Annotated in this window: 10 protein-coding genes; 6 read left to right on the top strand and 4 right to left on the bottom strand. The window is 42.8% G+C overall.

The genetic code is table 11. The features are described 5' to 3' along the window. Nucleotides 1-146: 146 nt before the first annotated feature. Nucleotides 147-644, top strand: a complete 498-nt coding sequence (locus H6G14_RS04830; RefSeq protein ID WP_190565990.1) for a universal stress protein — start codon at nt 147-149, stop codon at nt 642-644. Here the strand turns inward: H6G14_RS04830 and H6G14_RS04825 are convergent. Next, nucleotides 633-6,431 carry a HAMP domain-containing protein gene (locus H6G14_RS04825; RefSeq protein ID WP_190565989.1) on the bottom strand — a complete coding sequence of 1,933 codons (5,799 nt, stop codon included), beginning with the start codon at nt 6,429-6,431 and terminating at the stop codon, nt 633-635. The genes H6G14_RS04830 and H6G14_RS04825 overlap by 12 nt on opposite strands. 885 nt (nt 6,432-7,316) lie before the next feature. Between H6G14_RS04825 and H6G14_RS04820 the strand changes: the two genes are divergently transcribed. Then, nucleotides 7,317-8,084: a DUF928 domain-containing protein gene (locus H6G14_RS04820; protein WP_190565988.1), complete on the top strand. Its 768-nt coding sequence runs from the start codon at nt 7,317-7,319 to the stop codon at nt 8,082-8,084. Then, nucleotides 8,081-10,288, top strand: a complete 2,208-nt coding sequence (locus H6G14_RS04815; protein WP_190565987.1) for a CHASE2 domain-containing protein — start codon at nt 8,081-8,083, stop codon at nt 10,286-10,288. Before H6G14_RS04820 ends, H6G14_RS04815 begins: the two co-directional genes overlap by 4 nt. Before the next feature lie 3 nt (nt 10,289-10,291). On the opposite strand, the gene H6G14_RS04810 is transcribed toward H6G14_RS04815, so the two are convergent. Continuing rightward, nucleotides 10,292-11,521 carry a glycosyltransferase family 4 protein gene (locus H6G14_RS04810; RefSeq protein ID WP_190565986.1) on the bottom strand — a complete coding sequence of 410 codons (1,230 nt, stop codon included), beginning with the start codon at nt 11,519-11,521 and terminating at the stop codon, nt 10,292-10,294. Between the two features lie 160 nt (nt 11,522-11,681). Between H6G14_RS04810 and H6G14_RS04805 the strand changes: the two genes are divergently transcribed. From H6G14_RS04805 to H6G14_RS04795, 3 genes are all read left to right on the top strand, one after another. Next, the gene (locus H6G14_RS04805) at nt 11,682-12,638 is read left to right on the top strand and encodes a glycosyltransferase family A protein (protein ID WP_190565985.1); all 957 of its coding nucleotides are present in this window, start codon (nt 11,682-11,684) and stop codon (nt 12,636-12,638) included. 365 nt (nt 12,639-13,003) lie between these two features. Beyond that, nucleotides 13,004-16,828, top strand: a complete 3,825-nt coding sequence (locus H6G14_RS04800; RefSeq protein WP_190565984.1) for a GAF domain-containing protein — start codon at nt 13,004-13,006, stop codon at nt 16,826-16,828. Continuing rightward, nucleotides 16,825-17,970: a hybrid sensor histidine kinase/response regulator gene (locus H6G14_RS04795; protein ID WP_190565983.1), complete on the top strand. Its 1,146-nt coding sequence runs from the start codon at nt 16,825-16,827 to the stop codon at nt 17,968-17,970. Before H6G14_RS04800 ends, H6G14_RS04795 begins: the two co-directional genes overlap by 4 nt. A gap of 175 nt (nt 17,971-18,145) precedes the next feature. Here the strand turns inward: H6G14_RS04795 and H6G14_RS04790 are convergent, their stop codons facing one another. Next, the gene (locus tag H6G14_RS04790) at nt 18,146-18,907 is read right to left on the bottom strand and encodes a ParB N-terminal domain-containing protein (RefSeq protein WP_190565982.1); all 762 of its coding nucleotides are present in this window, start codon (nt 18,905-18,907) and stop codon (nt 18,146-18,148) included. Beyond that, complete coding sequence (locus tag H6G14_RS04785) at nt 18,907-20,289, bottom strand: AAA family ATPase (protein WP_011321367.1); 1,383 nt, start codon at nt 20,287-20,289, stop codon at nt 18,907-18,909. The genes H6G14_RS04790 and H6G14_RS04785 overlap by 1 nt, the downstream gene beginning before the upstream one ends. Nucleotides 20,290-20,373: the final 84 nt, after the last annotated feature.

Below are 20,373 nucleotides of genomic sequence, written 5' to 3'. Positions count from 1 at the left end.
ACGTACTGACCACACAAGGCTTTCTAGTCTGTCAAGTCGCTCCAATTCAAAATTCAAAATTTAAAATTCAAAATTCAAAATTAAAGATCCCACAGATAAATCCGGGGGCTTGTATCCTTTTTTTGTTCGGTCAACAGCTATATATTATGTATCAGAAAATTTTGGTAGCAGTAGAAAACTCTGAGATAGGGCAATATATTTTTGAGCAGGGTGTAAATTTAGCCAAAGCAAGCAACGCTGAAATCATGTTGCTGCACGTTATATCTCCTGTGGAAGACCCCTATATTACTCCGATATTTTTGCAACCAGATACTACTTATCCAGGTTGGCAAACAGAATCAATGGATAACTATATCCAGCATTGGGAAAAACTTAAACAGGAAAAACTAGAGTGGTTGCGATCGCTCACCGACGCAGCTATTAATATAGGTGTGAAAGCTGGATTTACCCAAAAGATGGGTGACCCAGGTCGGACAATATGTGAAATAGCCCGTAGCTGGTCGGCTGACCTAATTATGGTTGGTCGGCGTGGCCGTGCTGGACTTAGTGAGTTTTTATTAGGTAGTGTGAGTAATTACGTATTACATCATGCTCATTGCTCAGTTTTAGTTATACAGGGACAAACTCTGTCGTCAACGGTATAACCAAACTCGCAATAGAGACAGTAGCTGTTCTGTATCTACTGGTTTAGCAATGTAGTCAGAAGCACCGGCCTCGATGCACTGATCGCGATCGCCTTGCATGGCTTTGGCGGTGAGGGCAATAATTGGCAAGGCTCTAAATTGCTCTTGTTGGCGAATTAGCTGCATGGTTTCGTAACCGTCCATTTCGGGCATCATTACATCCATTAACACCACGTCAATATCTGGCGTATTCTCTAATAAGCTAATTCCTTCTCTGCCATTTTCAGCATATATTACCTGCATTTGGTAGCGTTCCAGCATACTGGTGAGGGCGAAGATGTTGCGGACATCGTCGTCTACAATCAGGACTTTTTTACCAACTAAGGAATAATCTTGAGAATGCAGTTGTTCGAGGATTTGGCGTTTAGGTGTGGGTAAGTTTGCTTGGACGCGGTGGAGGAATAAGGCGGTTTCATCTAGGAGACGTTCGGGCGATCGCACATCTTTGACGATAATCGTCTCAGCAATCCGTCTGAGTTCTGTTTCTTGGGTTTTACTAATTTCTCTGCCGGTGTACACAATAATTGGTAAGGTTGCGCCATTGGCTTCTCGCTTAATCTGTTCCATGAGTTCAAAACCTGTCATGTCAGGTAAACCTAAATCGAGGACTAAGCAATCAAATTGCTGAGTACGAATGGCTTCTAAGGCTGCTGCACCTGTACCGACGGCAACTGTGGCTACATCGCTATTACCAATAAGTTCCACAATGCTTTGGCGTTGTAGTTCGTCATCTTCAACCACCAACAAATTCTTCACCCGACGTTCTACGAAACCTCTAATTTTGTCTAAGGCTTCGGATATAGCTTCACTGGTGACTGGTTTTTGTAAATAGGCGATCGCTCCTAATTGTAAACCCCGTTGCCTTCCTTCCTCCACGGTCATGATGTGTACGGGAATATGGCGGGTTGTGGGGTCATGTTTCAAACGGTCTAGGACTGTCCAACCATCCATTTCTGGTAAGCGGATATCGAGTAAAATCGCCATTGGCTGAAAGTCCTTGGCTAGTTTCAGTCCGGCTGTACCACTTTGAGCGCTTAGTACCTGGAAACCATGTTGTCGTGCCATATCTACTAAGATACGGGCAAAATTAACATCATCCTCAATAATTAGGAGAATGTTATTATCTGCGGATGGATTGGTAATTGTAGTGCGATCGTCAAGAAGCATTGACCCGTACCCTGTAGAGACGCGATTCATCGCGTCTGCATTGGTCAGCGTAGATTCACCACCAAACCGATTCATTGCGCCTGCGTGAATCTGCGTAGATTCAGCACTAAATTGCGGTAAATAGAAGGTAAATGTACTACCTTGACCAGGATGGCTAGTAAGTTTGATTTCACCACCCAAAAGATGAGCAATTTCTCGACTAATAGATAACCCTAGACCTGTTCCGCCGTATTTGCGGCTAGTTGTACCATCAGCTTGCTGGAATGCTTCAAAGATAATCTTTTGCTTATCGGCTGCAATACCAATACCTGTATCACTCACAGCAAAAGCAATGACATTTTGAGCAGAGTTAAAAGGTTGTTGGTTGGAATTCCATCCTGGCTTGGCTACTTCAATTCTGAGGCGGACTTCTCCACGTTCTGTAAATTTAAAGGCGTTGGAGAGGAGATTCTTTAACACCTGTTGTAGGCGTTTGATATCTGTATTAACAGTGGTTGGTAACTCAGGGGCTAATTCGACTGCAAAAGTCAGTCCTTTATTTTGCGCTATTTGCCCAAAGCCGCGTTCAATTTGTTCAGCCAACTCTGACAAGGGAATTGGGGTCGCATGGATGGACATAGTTCCCGATTCGATTTTGGCTAGATCCAAAATATCGTTAATTAAGGCTAATAGTTCATTGCCGGCTGAGTAAATTGTTTGGCTATATTCGACTTGTTTAGCTGTCAAATTACCATCGACGTTATCAGTCAACAATTTCGCCAATATTAATAAGCTATTTAAAGGTGTCCGCAGTTCATGGGACATATTCGCCAAAAATTCGGATTTATATCGGGATGACAGGGCGAGTTGTTCGGCTTTCTCTTCTAAAGACCGTCTCGCTTGTTCAATTTCTCGATTCTTCCGTTCAACTTCTTTTTTCTGTATAGCTAACAATTCTGCTTTCTCTTCTAACTCAGCGTTGGTTTGCTGTAGTTCTTCTTGCTGTCCCCGTAGTAAATCTTCCGAAGCTTTGAGTGATTGGGCTTGTTGTTCTAGTCGCTTGTTGGTTTCGCGGAGTTCGCTTTGCTGGGTTTGTAGTTCCTCGGCGAGGGATTGGGATTGTTTGAGTAATTCTTCGGTACGCATCGAGGCGGCGATGGTGTTGAGGACGATCGCAATACTTTCGGTGAGTTGGTCGAAGAATGTCAAATGAATCTCACTAAAGCGGCGGAAGGAGGCTAGTTCAATCACCGCCGTGACTTGTCCTTCAAATAATACTGGTAACACTACTGCATTGAGGGGGTTGGCTTCGCCTAAACCAGAACTAATTTTCACATAATCACTCGGTACTTCTGTTAGCAAAATTCGCTCTTTTTCTAAAGCACATTGTCCAACTAAACCCTCACCTAATTGGAAGCGGTTAGCTAGATGTTTGCGTTCTCGGTAAGCATAGGTGCTGAGTAGTTGTAGGTAGCTTTGATTTTCTGCCCCTTCCATTAAGTAGAATACGCCGTGTTGTGCGCCTACCAGTGGTGCAAGTTCGGAGAGAATTAGTTTGGATACGGTTTCTAAGTCGCGCTGACCTTGCAGCATTCGGGTGAATTTGGCAAGGTTGGTCTTTAACCAATCTTGTTCGGTGTTTTTCTGGGTTGTTTCCCGCAGATTGGCAATCATCTGGTTGATGTTGTCTTTGAGAATTGCCACTTCTCCTTGGGCTTCTACAGCAATGGAACGAGTTAAATCGCCCTTGGTGACGGCTGTAGCCACTTCGGCGATCGCTCTTAATTGGGTGGTGAGGGTAGCCGCTAGTTCATTTACGTTGTCGGTCAAATCTTTCCACGTCCCCGCCGCCCCTGGAACCTTGGCTTGACCGCCCAATTTTCCTTCTATCCCCACTTCCCGCGCCACTGTTGTTACCTGATTGGCAAAGGTGGCTAGGGTATCAATCATTTCGTTAATTGTCTCCGCCAAGGTTTCAATTTCTCCCTTAGCATCTAACATCAGTTTACGTTTCAAGTCGCCATTCGCCACCGCCGTCACCACTCTGGCAATACCCCGGACTTGGGCTGTGAGATTCCCCGCCATTGAGTTGACATTATCTGTCAAATCCTTCCACGTCCCCGCCACACCTTGCACCAAGGCTTGACCGCCTAATTTGCCCTCGGTTCCCACCTCCCGCGCTACCCGCGTCACCTCTGAGGCAAAAGAACTGAGTTGATCCACCATTGTATTAATAGTGTTCTTTAAGTCGAGGATTTCCCCTTTCACATCCACGGTGATTTTCTTCGACAGATCGCCATTGGCTACCGCCTTCGTGACTTCCGCAATATTTCTGACCTGGGCGGTGAGGTTCCCTGCCATTGAGTTGACGTTATCTGTCAAATCTTTCCACGTGCCGCCCACACCCCGGACGTAGGCTTGTACACCCAATTTCCCCTCGCTACCTACCTCCCGCGCTACCCTTGTCACTTCTGAGGCGAAGGAATTGAGTTGATCCACCATTGTATTAATAGTGTTTTTCAACTCTAAAATTTCCCCTTTCACATCCACGGTAATTTTCTTCGACAAGTCGCCATTGGCTACCGCCGTCGTCACTTCCGCAATGTTTCTTACCTGGGCTGTCAAACTCCCCGCCATAAAATTGACGCTATCAGTCAAGTCCTTCCACGTCCCCGCTACACCCTTCACCTCTGCTTGTACACCCAATTTCCCTTCTGTTCCCACCTCCCGCGCTACCCTGGTGACTTCCGAAGCAAAGGAGTTGAGTTGATCTACCATCGTGTTGACGGTGTTTTTTAATTCGAGAATTTCGCCCTTCACATCGACGGTGATTTTTTTCGATAAGTCGCCAGTCGCTACCGCCGTCGTCACTTCGGCAATATTTCTTACCTGCGCCGTCAAACTCCCCGCCATAAAATTGACGCTATCAGTCAAGTCCTTCCACGTACCCGCCACACCCCTAACATCGGCTTGTACACCCAACTTCCCTTCGCTGCCTACTTCCCGCGCCACTCGTGTAACTTCCGATGCAAAGGAACTCAGTTGATCCACCATGATATTGATGGTGTTTTTCAACTCAAAAATTTCGCCCTTCACATCCACAGTGATTTTCTTCGATAAGTCACCATTGGCGATCGCTGTCGCAACTTCCGCAATATTCCGCACCTGTCCCGTCAGATTCCCCGCCATCAAATTCACATTATCAGTCAAGTCTTTCCACGTACCCGCCACCCCTCGGACTTCTGCCTGTACGCCTAGTTTCCCCTCCGTCCCTACTTCCCGCGCCACTCTTGTAACTTCTGAGGCAAAAGAATTAAGTTGATCCACCATTGTATTGATGGTGTTTTTCAACTCCAAAATTTCGCCCTTCACATCCACAGTGATTTTCTTCGACAAATCGCCAGTAGCTACCGCCGTCGTCACTTCCGCAATATTTCTTACCTGCGCTGTCAAACTCCCCGCCATGAAATTGACGCTATCAGTCAAGTCCTTCCACGTACCCGCCACGCCTCGGACTTCTGCTTGACCGCCTAATTTTCCTTCTGCGCCCACCTCCCGCGCTACCCTGGTAACTTCTGATGCAAAGGAATTAAGTTGATCCACCATGATATTGACGGTGTTTTTCAACTCCAAAATTTCACCTTTGACATTGACTGTAATTTTCTTCGACAAGTCGCCATTAGCTACAGCCGTTGTCACCTCGGCAATATTCCTTACCTGGGCTGTCAGGTTCCCCGCCATCAGGTTGACATTATCAGTCAAATCCTTCCAAGTCCCCGCCACCCCTCTGACTTCTGCTTGTACGCCTAACTTCCCTTCCGTCCCTACTTCCCGCGCCACCCGTGTAACTTCTGATGCAAAGGAGTTCAGTTGATCCACCATTGTATTGACGGTGTTTTTCAACTCCAGAATTTCCCCCTTCACATCTACAGTAATTTTCTTCGATAAGTCACCATTAGCGATGGCCGTCGCCACTTCCGCAATATTCCGCACCTGTCCTGTCAGGTTCCCCGCCATCAAATTCACATTATCGGTCAAATCCTTCCAAGTCCCTGCCACACCTTGGACTTCGGCTTGCACCCCTAGTTTCCCCTCAGTTCCCACTTCCCTGGCTACCCGCGTCACCTCACCCGCAAAGGAACTCAGCCTTGTCACCATCGTGTTAACAATATTGGCTGTTTGGCGAAATTCACCTTTTAGGGGTCTACCATCAATTTCTGTGGCGATCGTTTGTGATAAATCCCCATTAGCTACAGCCCGAATTACCCGCGTAGTTTCTGCTGTCGGCTGGACTAAATCTGTAATCAGAGTATTGACAGAATTAACACTATCTGACCAAGAACCACGCACATTTCCCAAAGAAGCGCGTTCAGTAATCTTGCCTTCTTTGCCTACAACATTGCTAATGCGCTTTAGCTCTACTGCCATGCGCTCATTCTGGTCAATAATATCGTTCAGCGTATCGGCTATCTTACCAGCTACACCTGTTTGGTCTATGGGCATCCGAGCAGAAAAATCACCCTTTTTGACAGCAGTTAAAGTTTTTAATAGCTGTTTTAAGTCCAATTCATCGCTTTCTCTAGTTAACTGTTCGGTTGCCATAGTCTAGACCTTTAAAAATTAAAGTTTATTTTTACCCCCACAAATATTTGAGAGTAATTTGAAGTAGAAATATTATCTTGCTGTAGCCTCAAGATGAATTACGGCAGTTTTCGTCTACATACAGCAAAGAATTATCAGTTTTAAGTCAAGATACATCAGCCTGAGATCAGCCGTAGGAATAGGAAAAAAATCTGTTTCATCAATTCTGATATAAGCAGTTCATTATGGCTACTTAGGAAATGATAGCCGCTATTTAGTCTCTGATGTAGTTGCTAATTAAATTTTTCGACATCTACAAAATAATAGTTTTATTACCTATTACTTATGGCATATATCTTTAGATATAGAAGGTGGAAATATTAATTAAAAATTTTAAAAAACAAATGAACAAACATGAGTTTGCCACCCGAAAAGAAGCGCAATAGGTAACTTCCACAGGAATTCTTGAAAATTTTGAACTGATTCAAGTCTGGGCTGAATTTTGGGAACACTTGATGTAACCAGGTGAGCGTCTATCGTTCTGCTAAGTATCGCTTTGCACAAGTATTGAGATGTAGGGTGCGTCAGTATGAATAATTTATGAGTACAGCTAGGTTATATCGCACTGACGCACCTGACTTTTCATGGGATCTGGAAAACCCCTCTCCATAGAGCGTTCGCGTAGCGTGTGCTTTGCACTCAGCGCTTCTCGTAGAGTACCTCTCCCCTACAAGGAGAGAGGCTTTAACTTTTCCCCCTTCCCTACTAGGGAAGGGAGTTAGGGGGTTAGGTTTCGCGTTAGCTTTTCCACATAATGTGAAAAGTTAGACTGACGCACCTACCAAACTGGGTATCGCTTTGCACAAGTCCGCAATTCAAACTCACACTAGAGCATTTCTACAAATCATGAAATGTAATCATTTATCTGTTGTCACCTTTTTCTTAACTTTGAACTGCTTACCGCTTTCTGCTGCAACGGTACAGAAGACACAGGCGCAGTCGTACCATACTCAAAACGGTTGGCAGATTAGTCAAGCTTTTAAGCCCCCAAAACGGCAAGGCCCCCCTGTCAGCGCTGGCGGTTCTAGCCGTGGTTCCTCCTGCATTACCGGGAATAAGTCCATCACTCCCGTGATACCTAGAAATAAATTAGGGTTGACACTTGCCCAACGCCCGACATTGTTTTGGTCTATCCCATCATCTCCAGCGAAAACGGCTTATCTGGTGCTGTTGAATGATGCGGACAGGAAAATATTGTATAAAACTATGCTGACACTACCTGACAAACCTGGCATCATCAGCTATACCCTTCCTGCAAGTTCGCCCCCATTAGAGACAGGTAAAAGTTACCGATGGTATTTAACACTGGTTTGTAGTCTGCAAGATTTTAGTACTAATCCTACAGTTGATGGTTGGGTAGAACGGATTCCACCAGAATCATCTTTATCACGGACGTTAGCCAAAGCAGATGCACGAAAGTTACCCTCTATCTATGCAGACGCGGGAATTTGGCATGAAGCGTTGGCTAGCTTGGTGCAGTTACGCCGTCGTGAACCCAAGAATTTAACTTACCTCTTAAACTGGCGGCAATTTTTACAGTCAGTCAAGTTAGAAGCGATCGCCTCTGAACCACTACTCGATTGCTGCAAGTCAGAAACTGCCAATAAAATATGATGTGGGCAAAGCTGAAACCCCTATTTTGGCAATGGCGCGGGGTAATATTCGCAGTTCCAAATATTACAATATTGGTGATTGGTTTACGGTTGACAGGTCTGTTGCAATTACTAGAGTTAGCCGCATTAGACCAGTTTTTTTTGCTCCGTCCACCGGAACCACCAGACACCCGCATTGTCATAGTTGAGATTAATGAGGCTGATGTCCGCAAACAGACACAATGGCCGATGTCTGATGCGGCAATGGCTACTGTATTAGATACTATTAAACAACAACAACCACGGGCGATCGGGTTAGATATTTACCGGGATTTACCTGTCAATCCTGGGCATGAAGCTTTAGTTAAATTGTTTGCATCCACGCCTAACTTGATTGGGGTGCAGAAACTATCTGACACTAAGGATAGTTCGGCTGTGAATGCGTCTCCAGTACTCAAGGAAAATAAGCAAATTGGTTCCAATGACTTACCGCTAGATGGGGATGGGAAGATTCGCCGGGGATTGTTGTATGTCAATGTCAATGAGGACGAGGTTCTCGAAAGCTTTGCCCTAAAATTGGCATTGCTGTACTTAAAGCCGGAAAAGATAACTGAAAAACCAGCCGTTAGTAACCCTGATTATTTGCAGTTAAATCGCGGTGTTTTCCCAATTTTTGAGGCTAATGATGGGGGTTATGTCCGCGCCGATGCGAGGAGTTATCAAATCCTGTTAAATTACCGGGGACGCATCCAGCAATTTACCACCGTTACCCTCACTCAAGTGCAAGAGAAGCAGATTCCCCCAGACTTGATGCGGGGAAAGGTGGTATTAATTGGGGCAACGGCGGAGAGTTTGAAGGATATATTCTACACACCATACAGCAGTAATCTATTTACGCCCCCAGAACGAATGGCTGGTGTGACAATTCACGCCAATTTAGTCAGTCAAATTTTGAGTGCAGCTTTGGATAGTCGCCCCCAAATTCAGACTTTACCTGAGGCTGGGGAATGGCTGTTAATTTTGGCTTGGTCGATTATTGGGGCTAGTTTATGTTGGCAGCAACGCAGTAGTAAGAATCAAAAGATTGTCTTAGCTGTGAGTGTTCCCCTGATGAGTGGCGCTGTCATTGCTGGTAGCTTTTTGGCATTTGTGGCTGGTTGGTGGATTCCTGTTGTCCCTTCTTTGTTGGCATTTGGGGGATCAGCGATCGCCGTTACTCTCTACATCGCCCAAAGCGCCGGGGAAATGCGAAAAAACCTCGGACGCTATTTAACTGATGAAGTCCTCGCCAATATCTTAGAAACGCCATCAGGTTTAAAGTTGGGTGGTGAACGGCGCAAAGTAACGCTGTTATTTTCCGACTTGCGCGGCTTTTCCGCCATGTCTGAACAATTATCCCCTGAACAGGTGGTACAGATTCTCAATCTGTATTTGGGGGTGATGACCGATGTGATTAACCAATATAAAGGCACAATTAATGAGTTTATCGGCGATGGGATTTTTATCATGTTCGGCGCGCCTATCTGCCGTCCAGATGACTCCCAAAGAGCGATCGCCTGTGCGATCGCCATGCAACGAGCAATGCAGCAGGTGAATGTACAAACTCGCCAAATGAACCTACCCCAGCTAGAAATGGGCATTGGGATTAACACTGGTGAAGTTGTCGCCGGCAATATCGGCTCACAAAAACGCGCCCAATATACAGTTATTGGTAGTCATGTAAATTTAGCTGCCCGCATTGAGACTTACACTGTGGGAGGACAGATTTTAATTTCCGAAAACACTCACCAAGATGCTAAGACTGATTTGCAAATTGCTGGACAAATGCAAATCGAACCCAAGGGAATCAAGGAACCAATCACCATATATGAAATTAGTGGTATCGGCGGTGCATATAACCTGTCTTTACCAGAAGATAATGATGTATTGATTAGTTTGAAATCACCTGTACCTGTGGAATATCAAGTTTTGCAAGGTAAACAAGCAGTGGGTGAAGTATTTCGGGGTGAATTAGTCAGCGTTTCTGAAAAAAAAGCCTTGCTACACTCACCCCATCCTTTAGGAAAATTAGCTAATCTCAAGCTCAAGTTACTACATGAACCGGAACTAGCAACAGCAGACATCTATGCAAAGGTGATGAAACAATCTGATGCAGATTTGTTTGTCATCCGGTTTACAAATATTCCACCACAGGCGATCGCATCTCTTAATTCTCTGCATCAATAATGCTTACTTATTCAAACAAACTTGCTCATAACGCATACCAGCTATATCCCAGGTAAATTCAGCTTCTACTAGTTCTCTACCATTTTGGGATAATTGCGATCGCAGTTGAGGATTGTCAAATAATTGACTAATAGCATCAACATATTCTGCTGGCTTATTGGCTCGCAATGCTGCTAAAGCTGTATTATCACCATCAACGGCTAACCCCTCTAAACCGCGATCGCTTGCGACTACAGGCACACCAGCTGCCATTGCTTCTAAAGTTTTATTTTTAATGCCAAAACCTGTGCGTAACGGCACTACACACGCGGTAGATTGATGCAGATAATCTACCATCGAAGCGACACGACCAGTAACTATGACCCCTGGAATATTTTTTAAATTTTCAATTTCTGGTGTTGGTCTAGCGCCGACAATACTAAATGTCGCGTCAGGATAACGCTGTTGTAGTTGCGGTAAGACTTCCATAGCAAAAAAATTTGCTGCATCGATGTTGTGGGAAGCGTCCATTGCCCCCACAAAGATTAAATTATGTCCACCTGGGTCTTGGCAACGATGGGGAAATAATTCTAAATCTACACCGTTGGCAATGACTTTAATATCAATATCGGGGCGGAGTTTGAGAAATTCCTGGCGATCGTCTTGGGTTGTCACCACAATATGGGAGAATTTGCTACAGTATCGCTTTTCGTAACGCTTCAGCACCAGAGAAAGATATAGGCGATCGCGTACTGCATTCTGTGCTGCACCCATTTCTAAATGGTCACGAATCCAGCCGTAAACTGAACTGTGAACATCTACAACTGTAGTTACACTATGACGAAATTCTGGGCGGATATAAATTTCATTTACACTATGTTCACAAGTAATCACATCATATTTTTTAGCTTGAACGCAACTATCGACTAAAGCTTGAATTTCTGGCGAATAGCGATAAAGAACATTGGGTGGTGTCGCCTTCCCCACTGACTCTAAAAAGCGTCCAGCTTTCCCTAACAATTTAGCAATGGCATTTTTCGACTGGGGTTCCGGTGGTAAGGGAAAAATCAGCAGTTCACTGACATATTTACGTAGTTCTGCCACTTCAGTATCTGACACACCCTTGTTATACTGCGTCACTAAAGTCACATCATGATTTTGCTGGAGGTACTTAAGTAGATTAAAAGTTCTAATTTCCGTACCACCACGACTAGGCGGATAAGGAAAGGTAGAAGAGAGCATCAGGATTCGCATATAATTGTCATACTCCTTTATTTAATAAGTACATTTTATTACCTGTATGATATATCTTGTAAAAGTTGATAATTCTGAGTCTATTATTCTTAGCAGAAAATAATTTTTTAAACCTTTCCAGTAATTAGTATTTGCACTCAAGCTCTCAAGAAATAAATATATGAATAGCAACCCTCTTCTAACAATTGTTACTCCAACGCGCGGCAATTTTACAGATTATTGGTTGGAGCAATTATTAAAAATTCAAGGAAATGTCCAATTTATTTTAGTTTATCCACCGGAAGGAACTATTAGAAATATAGATGACTCTAGGATAAAAAATCTCAGAAGTCCCTATAAAGGTGAAGTGATTCAAAGGTTTACAGGTTTACTCAACGTTGAAAGTGAGTATGTTCTTGCATTAGATGATGATGATTATGTTCATCCTGATATTTTAGATTTAACATTTAAATATTTCCGGCTCTTTCCCGAAAGTTGGGTTCTAAGATTAAAGATTGAAAATATTCAATATACAGATGAGGTAAGAATTCAAAAAGATTGGGAACCAAATCCTGATGTTGAACAACTAGAAATATGTAAAAAAACACCGGAAAATCCTTTTCCCTTCCAAAAAGGAAACTACAAAGGTCTATTAGAAGTTCCCATCGCTCCCTTAGATAAATCGGTAGATATTAGACATATAATCTTTCCCTGGCATCAAAGAAAAGACCAAAGCGGAATTCATTTTGAAAATTTTAATAACAGAATCTGGAAAACAGAACGCGTTAAAGCTGCCCTCTACGAATTATCAACCGCAATGAATATTTTTGGTGCTTTAACTTGGATTCCTTTATGGAATTTGGATAGAATGCTGGGTTTATTTGTACAAGCAAAATTCTACCAAAAAGATGCCATAATTGGTCATGCTACGCCAAAACCAGAACAAATTAGATATATTGTTAGAGATAATTCCTTAAAAGAAACTAGATTACACGTAATAGCAGACTTATTGTTGCTTAAATGTTATCCGCAATATGGGTATTTGTGGAATCTGATCCTCTGGCAAATATACGCCATACCAAAAGTCTGGGGTAGGGCCGTAAAATTAAAGTTAATGAAAATGAGGCAATCAAACTAGAATTTATCAAGAGTTAAGGCAACAGATACTAGGGCGATCGCTAAAGAATTAGCTTTCCAAAAGCTTAACTTTCCTTTTTGATAAGCTCAAATATGAGTCCTATATATCTGTTCATCTTCTAGTTCTACAAATCTATTTTGTCTAAAAGCGATTTCTAGAATTTTTATTTTTCTTAGGCTGCACAGGAATACTATTTGATTTTTGTGGGCGTGGTATGCGCTATGGGCTGATAAAAATCAGTAGATATCCATATATTATATTCTATTTATCCAAGTAATATTGTTGCATAATCCCTCTCAGAATTAACCTCAGTAACTTGTCTGTTATTGATGGGAATATTCAAGAATAAATCCCCTTCTTTTTCCATGTTTAATTGCACAACGTCTCTCACCCAATCAGAACTGAAATCAGCGATCATTCGTGATCCCCTGATAATCAAACCGGAGACAACGGTGATGGATGCGATCGCCCAAATGAGTGCCGTGCGGGCTATCTGTGATACAGATAAACTGGATGAAGTCCATCTAGAGGCACGATCAAGCTGCGTGTTGATAGTGGAAGCTGGGAGACTATTAGGTATCTTCACAGAGCGGGATGTAGTCAGACTGTGTAGCCAGAGGCGTTGTTTGGAGAATTTGGCGATTCGAGAGGTGATGACTCACCCAGTAGTCAGCCTGCATGAGTGTGAGTTCACCGATTTGTTTTTTGCTGTTAATTTGCTTCAACAGTACCGCATTCGCCACATCCCCATTCTAGACGAGGAGGAGCGGGTGGTGGGGCTACTAACCAATGAAAGTCTACGGCAAACTTCTCGCTCTGTGGATCTCTTGCGGTTGCGTCTCGTGTCGGAGGTGATGACCTGTGAGGTGATTTGTGCTGCACCAGATAGTTCGATGTTGGCGATCGCCCAACAGATGACAGAGAATCGTGTCAGTTCCGTGATGATTGTGCAGATTGGTCAGTGCCAAGGCAAACCCCAGGAAATTCCGGTGGGAATTGTCACCGAGCGGGATATTGTCCAGTTTCAGGCATTAGGCTTGAATCTAGAAACCTGCAAGGTTCAGAGGGTGATGAGTACGCCGATTTTTGCCGTTAGACCAGACGATTCTCTGCGGTTCGTACAGCAGATAATGGAGCAGCGTTTGATTCGTCGTCTGGCAGTGACAGGAGAGCAGGGGGAGTTATTAGGCATTGTTACCCAAAGTAGTTTACTGCAAGCCCTTAACCCCTTAGAGGTATACAAATTGGCCCAGATGTTGGAAGAAAAGGTGGTGAGGTTAGAGACAGAGAAGGTTCAACTGCTGGAAAATCGCACTGTTGAGCTAGAGCAGCAAGTTGCAGATCGGACAGCTAGCCTCAAGGCTAAGGCAGGTCGGGAACAAATTTTGTCTGATATCTCTAGACAAATTCGCTCTTCTCTAAGTTTACAAACCATTCTGGACACAACTGTAGAACAGGTGCGGCAATTGCTGGGTTGCGATCGCGTCAACATTTGGCATTTTGAAGCAGAGTGGGAAAGCATCGTGATGGCAGAATCTACCACATCTTCCAGATCACTGCTGGGCAAACGGATTCAGGAAATCTGCTTTCAGCAACGCTGCGCGGAGCTTTATCGCTATGGGCGGATTCGCGTCGTCCCAGATATCTACACCACAGAAATGACGGACTGTCACCGGGAGTTGCTAATCCGCCTCCAAACGCGAGCCAAAATTTTAGTACCCCTGCTGTGTGGCGATGAACTGTGGGGTTTGCTCAATGTCACCGAAAGCCAGCACGCCCGCGAGTGGCAAACTGAAGAAATCGAACTGCTGCAAGGGTTATCTGTACATCTGGCCATCGCCATTCAGCAAGCTACTACCCACCAAAAATTGCAGGAGCAACTAATCGCCCTTCAGGAAGGGTCAGATCGACTACAAGAAAGCGAACAGCGTTATATCGCCCTCAATCAAAACCTAGAAGTCAAAGTTGAAGAACGCACGGCTGAACTCCAAGCACGAGAAGCCCAACTCCAGAAAATATCCGAGCGCCTGGCTTTGTCCCTCAAATCTGCGGCCATCGGCTGTTGGGACTGGGATATTGGTGAGAACACCATCTTTTGGGATGAGCGGATGTACGAACTCTATGGTGTTACCAAAACATCTAATTCCCGTTTAGCCTACGACACTTGGGCAAATGGGCTACATCCCGATGACCGCACCAATACAGAAATATTAGTCCAGCAAGCAGTTTTAGGACAAGCAGAATACGATACTGAATTTCGTGTCATACATCCTGATGGCAGTATCCACTTTATCAAAGCCTATGGTGTGGTAGTGCGAGATGCTGAGGGTAATCCCCAGAAAATGATTGGAGTCCACTTTGATATTAGCGATCGCAAAAAAGCTGAGGAAATTATTCGCCAACAGGCAGAAAGAGAGAAACTGCTGCGAGAAATCACCCAGAGGATTCGTCAATCTCTAGACCTCCAGACCATTTTTGACATCGCTTGCCAGGACATCCGTCAAGTGATTCAGGCTGATCGGGTGGGCATTTTCAAGTTCTATCCCCAATCCAACTTTAATGACGGCGAATTTGTGGCTGAATCTGTCGTAGAAGATTTTCCCTCAGTCATAGCAATTCGGGTACACGACCAGTGCTTTGGGGAAAACTATTCCTCTCTCTACGCTTTGGGCAGGTCTTATGTGGTCGATGATATTTATCACAGTGACATGACAACCTGCCACACTGATATCTTGGCTCAGTTTCATGTGCGTGCCAATGTGATTATGCCCTTACTTTGCGGTGCTGAGTTATGGGGTTTGCTGTGCATTCATCAGTGTGCAACAACTCGCCACTGGCAGCAGTCAGAAATAGATTTTACCCAACAACTTGCCACCCAGTTAGCGATCGCCATTCAGCAAGCAAGTCTTGTTGAGCAATTACAACAAGAACTGGCCGAAAGACAACAGGCAGAACTAAAACTCACCCAGAGCAATCAACAACTGGCAATTTCTAACCAAGAACTCGCCCGTGCCACTCGCCTCAAAGATGAATTCCTGGCTAACATGAGCCACGAACTCCGCACCCCCCTCAACGCCATTCTCGGCATGACCGAAGGGTTACAAGAAGGAGTTTTTGGCATGATCAACGATAAACAGTTGAAAGCCTTGGAAACCATTGAGCGTAGCAGCTCTCATTTACTGGATTTGATCAACGATATTCTCGATGTAGCGAAAATTGAAGCCGGACAGATCAAACTGGATTGCACTGCAATTTCAGTAGCGGATCTGTGTCAATCCAGTCTGGTATTTATCAAACAGCAAGCATTGCAAAAACGGATTCAGGTGGAAATCAAAATTCCGCTCAATTTACCTGACCTATTTGTCGATGAACGCCGGATTCGTCAGGTGTTAATTAACCTGCTCAATAATGCAGTCAAATTCACGCCGGAGGCAGGACGTATTTCCCTAGAAGTTACCCAACTTGCCCCCGATATATCCACAGTAAAGAACTTTCTGCAAATTGCTGTGATCGATACAGGCATCGGCATTATGCAGGAGAATATCAACAAACTATTTCAGCCCTTCATCCAAATTGATAGTGCATTAAATCGTCAATATGAGGGTACAGGCTTGGGATTGGCATTGGTGAAAAAAATTGTCGAACTCCACGGCGGTAAGGTAGGTTTAACCAGTCAACTAGGTGTAGGCAGCTGCTTCACCATTGAACTACCTTGTATTCCCAATTCTCTCCCATCACCTGAATTGATTCCAGATTTATTAGCTACCCCTACCCCAGAACTAGACTCCCTCACTGCTGACGAAGCCCCAAGCCTTGCCCCTGTGATCTTGCTAGCCGAAGATAATGAAGCCAATATCAAAACATTTTCTAGCTATCTCAGTGCCAAAGGCTATGGCATTTTGTTAGCAACAAATGGTGAACAAGCCATAGAACTGGCCACAATTCACCAGCCCGACTTGATTTTGATGGATATCCAAATGCCGGGAATCGACGGTCTAGAGGCAATCCGACAAATTCGCCTTGATCCTGAGTTGGTGAATATTCCCATTGTGGCACTCACAGCCCTGGCAATGACTGGCGATCGCGATCGCTGTTTACAAGCAGGAGCCAATGACTACCTGACTAAACCAGTTAAGCTCAAGCAACTGGCCACCAACATTCAACAGCTTTTAATGGAAACAAAAAAATGAATCTGCCCTCTATTCTTGTAATTGACGATCTACCAGATAACTTTGATGTTATTGAAACCCTCTTAAGTGAGCAAGACTATACACTACATTATGTTGCTAGTGGTCAAGAGGCGATCGCCTCCCTCAACCTATTTCAGCCAGACCTGATTTTGCTAGATGTGATGATGCCGGGAATGGATGGGATAGAAGTGTGTCAGCGAATTAAAGCCATGCCCCAATGGCAGTCAGTGCCGATCATTATGGTAACAGCCCTCACCGCCAAAGAAGACCTCGCACGCTGCTTAAAATCTGGTGCCGATGACTTCATTAGTAAACCTATCAATGCTCTGGAGTTGAGGGCGCGCCTTCATTCAATGCTGAGGATTAAGCAACAGTATGACAAAATTCAAACTTTATCGAATATCCAAACAAGCACCATCAAAGTATTGGAAAGTACACTTGATGAACTGCGCGGCAATTTAGCTGCTGCCTTACCCCATGAACTCAATACACCACTAAATGGTATTGTCGGAACTATCAGTATACTCATGGCAGATATTGAGAACATGGACACTGGTGAAATCCAGGAACTTTTAGGCTGGGTAGATTTATCTGCCCGTAACCTAGAAAGATTAATCAAACAATTGCTGATCTATTTAGAACTAGAATTATCAACAAACCAACAGCAAAACATCGCCTCTGAGTCAACCCACTTTTCCATAGCAGTAATTGAAGCAATTTTACAATCTCATGCTCCAAGTGTTAATCGCCGCGACGATCTCATGTTTGCAATTGAGGAAGCTGAAGTGTCAATCTCGGCTCGATATCTAGCAATTATCATCTATGAATTAGTTGATAATGCGCTCAAATTTTCCCGGCGAGGGACAACCATTAAAATCAGTAGTCAGGTAGTAGCAGGAATGTTAAATGTCTACATTCATGATTTCGGCCGGGGTATGACAGAAGAACAGATATCTAAAATCGGCGCTTTCATGCAGTTTGAACGCAAAACTTATGAACAGCAAGGTATAGGTATGGGCTTAAAGCTTGTCAAACAAATCATCGAAAGTCATGGGGGATTGTTCTCAATTTCCAGTGTCTATAAGAAGGAAACAATGGTACATATTGCTTTACCTATTGCCTATTCTAGATACTTAAGTTAGCGATCAACTACGGTGGGCGCTTGTGCCATTATTCGTCTAATTGTAGAGGGCTTGAAAGCCTTGTTTTTTTCAGGGTTTTATCTTGGCTTGATGTCCTAATATATCTGGCTACGGCTATATGTTGAATATTTTGGAAGTAATAGATTTAGTTTAACTAACAATGTAAAATTTTGTGTCAGCTTTCAACATTTATGCGTGACCAGATATCAAGAATAACTACCATTTTTTCATAAGTTATACCTTTTTTTTGTGTTTTCCCATTAGGAATTTTTACACGCTCAATTACATCACTCAAAGAAGAAAATTGTCTCTTTTTTCGTTCTTTTTCTATACTTGTAAAAATTTTATTAGCTACTGACTCATTAATACCTGCATTAATCAACTTCAAAGTTAATTTAGTTTGATCTAGAGTATTGAATATCTCTAAAGGCGAAATTTGTTTAGGCGTTGTAATTTCAATATTTTTTATTTTATCTGCTGTTTGTTGTCTTTGTTGATTTAGCTCTGATTTAAACTCATTTATTTGTTTTTCAAGGCGTAGCTCCAAATTCGCTAAACGTGATTCTAATTTTTTTATTTCAGTTGTTTCAGTTGTTTCAGGTAATGTTTTCCCACCTTTATCAAGTAACTCTATACCTCTGATAGCTGATGCTTGCTTTATAACTAAATCTTCTAACTTGGGGGAAATTACAAAAGCATTTACCATTTCACCTTTTCGGGGGTTCTTTTCTCTCGCTCTAACAGCAACATAATATTCAAAATGCCCCTCAATTACTGCATAGTTCTCTGCTCCAGTTGCTTTAACTATCAAAGGTCTAATGATGCCTCCTGTCTCTAGAATAATATCAGCTAATTGATCTAAATCAGCTTCTGCAAAACTAGAACGTGGGATATCAGTTGTAATACTTTTTACATCTACTAAAGAAAAATTAATCATTAATTCACTCCTATATTGTGTAGTACCTCATCTGCTAATACGTTAAACTCCTCAGCCGATATTTGTGCAGAAGTTTTAAGTTCAGCAAATTTCATAATAGATTTTGGATCAGGATATTCTAAATCTCCAACTTGTAGAGATTGATTCATACATTCTGATAATGCGGTTCTATCATAAATTACTGCTTCCATGAGTGGTAGCTGGTAACGTTCCGAAATTACTTCTCTTTGTTTGGGAAATGTGTATTGTAAATATTTAGCATTAGTTGAAATTTTAGAAGCAAGAACACCCATAATTTTAATAGGTTGTTTAGCCATCACTTCTCTTGATTCGTTAATTTCGTTCACAAAATCTTTCACTGTTGGTAAGCCTTGATTGGCAAAAGGTTTTAAATCTGAAGGAATAATCAAATAATCAGATGCAATAAGTGCCACTTGAGCATATAAATCTCTTGATGGCGGTGTATCAATAATAACTATGTCATAATTATTTTCAACTCGTTTCAGTTTTGACACTAACCTACTTCTACTGGCTAAAATTTTGTTAAGTTTCTCTTGTTCTTGAATCAAAGTGATGTGAGAAGGGATAACATCTATTTCTGGATTATTGAAATAATCAGATTTACGAACTACATCAGGAATAAAATTGAAATCCCCTGATTCTAATAAATGAAATACATTGCGTTCTCTTAAATCATCATCTTCCTCAAATTGAAATTTTATTAATCCTGTGGCAAAAGTCGTATTTGCTTGAGAATCTATATCAATTAAAAGAACGCTTTTACCTTTTTTGCTTAATGCTGCCGCAAGATTGGCGGCTACAGTAGTTTTTCCAACTCCACCTTTATTATGGTAAATAGCAATGATTTTCATCGTATTTTGATCCTGAACTTGTAAATTTGGTTGTTTGACTTCGACTTGATTAATTTTTGATTGATCGATTAACTGTATTTCTTTTAGACTTTCTCGACTAATTAAATTTTGAATTTCCTCTAACTTTATTTCAACTTCCTTTCCTGAACACTGGAAAACTAGCTGAACATAATTTTTTACCTTTTCATAAATCCTAATTTCCTTACCATTAGTTAATAAACCATACCTAACATTCAGACTGGTTAAATAGTGCCTGAGCCTGGGGACATGATTATTTAAATTTTGTTTAGGATGCTTTGCTTCCATCACCACACTCAACGGCGAGTTAGCATCTAAAACAAAGGGAAGGACTTGTGCAGCAAAGGCTAAAAAATCTAATCGAATGCTACCAACGGCAACTTCTTGATGCCAAGTGTCTGGAGTATATCCTAGTTGTGGTAATAAATATTGCACAATCAGTTTGCTTTCAACTTCGCTTTCGTTACGGCAAAGCTCAGGATTAAACCCCACAACTGTTTACCCCTAAAAATAAAATTTAGATTTTTGGTCAAATTTTTTCTGTGTTTAATTATCTCATAGCCTCAAGTATTTATG

Source organism: Nostoc parmelioides FACHB-3921 (genome assembly GCF_014696625.1).
Taxonomy (GTDB): domain Bacteria; phylum Cyanobacteriota; class Cyanobacteriia; order Cyanobacteriales; family Nostocaceae; genus Trichormus; species Trichormus parmelioides.
Note: the sequence above shows the minus strand (reverse complement) of the source record. Positions and strands in the feature narration are given on the sequence as shown.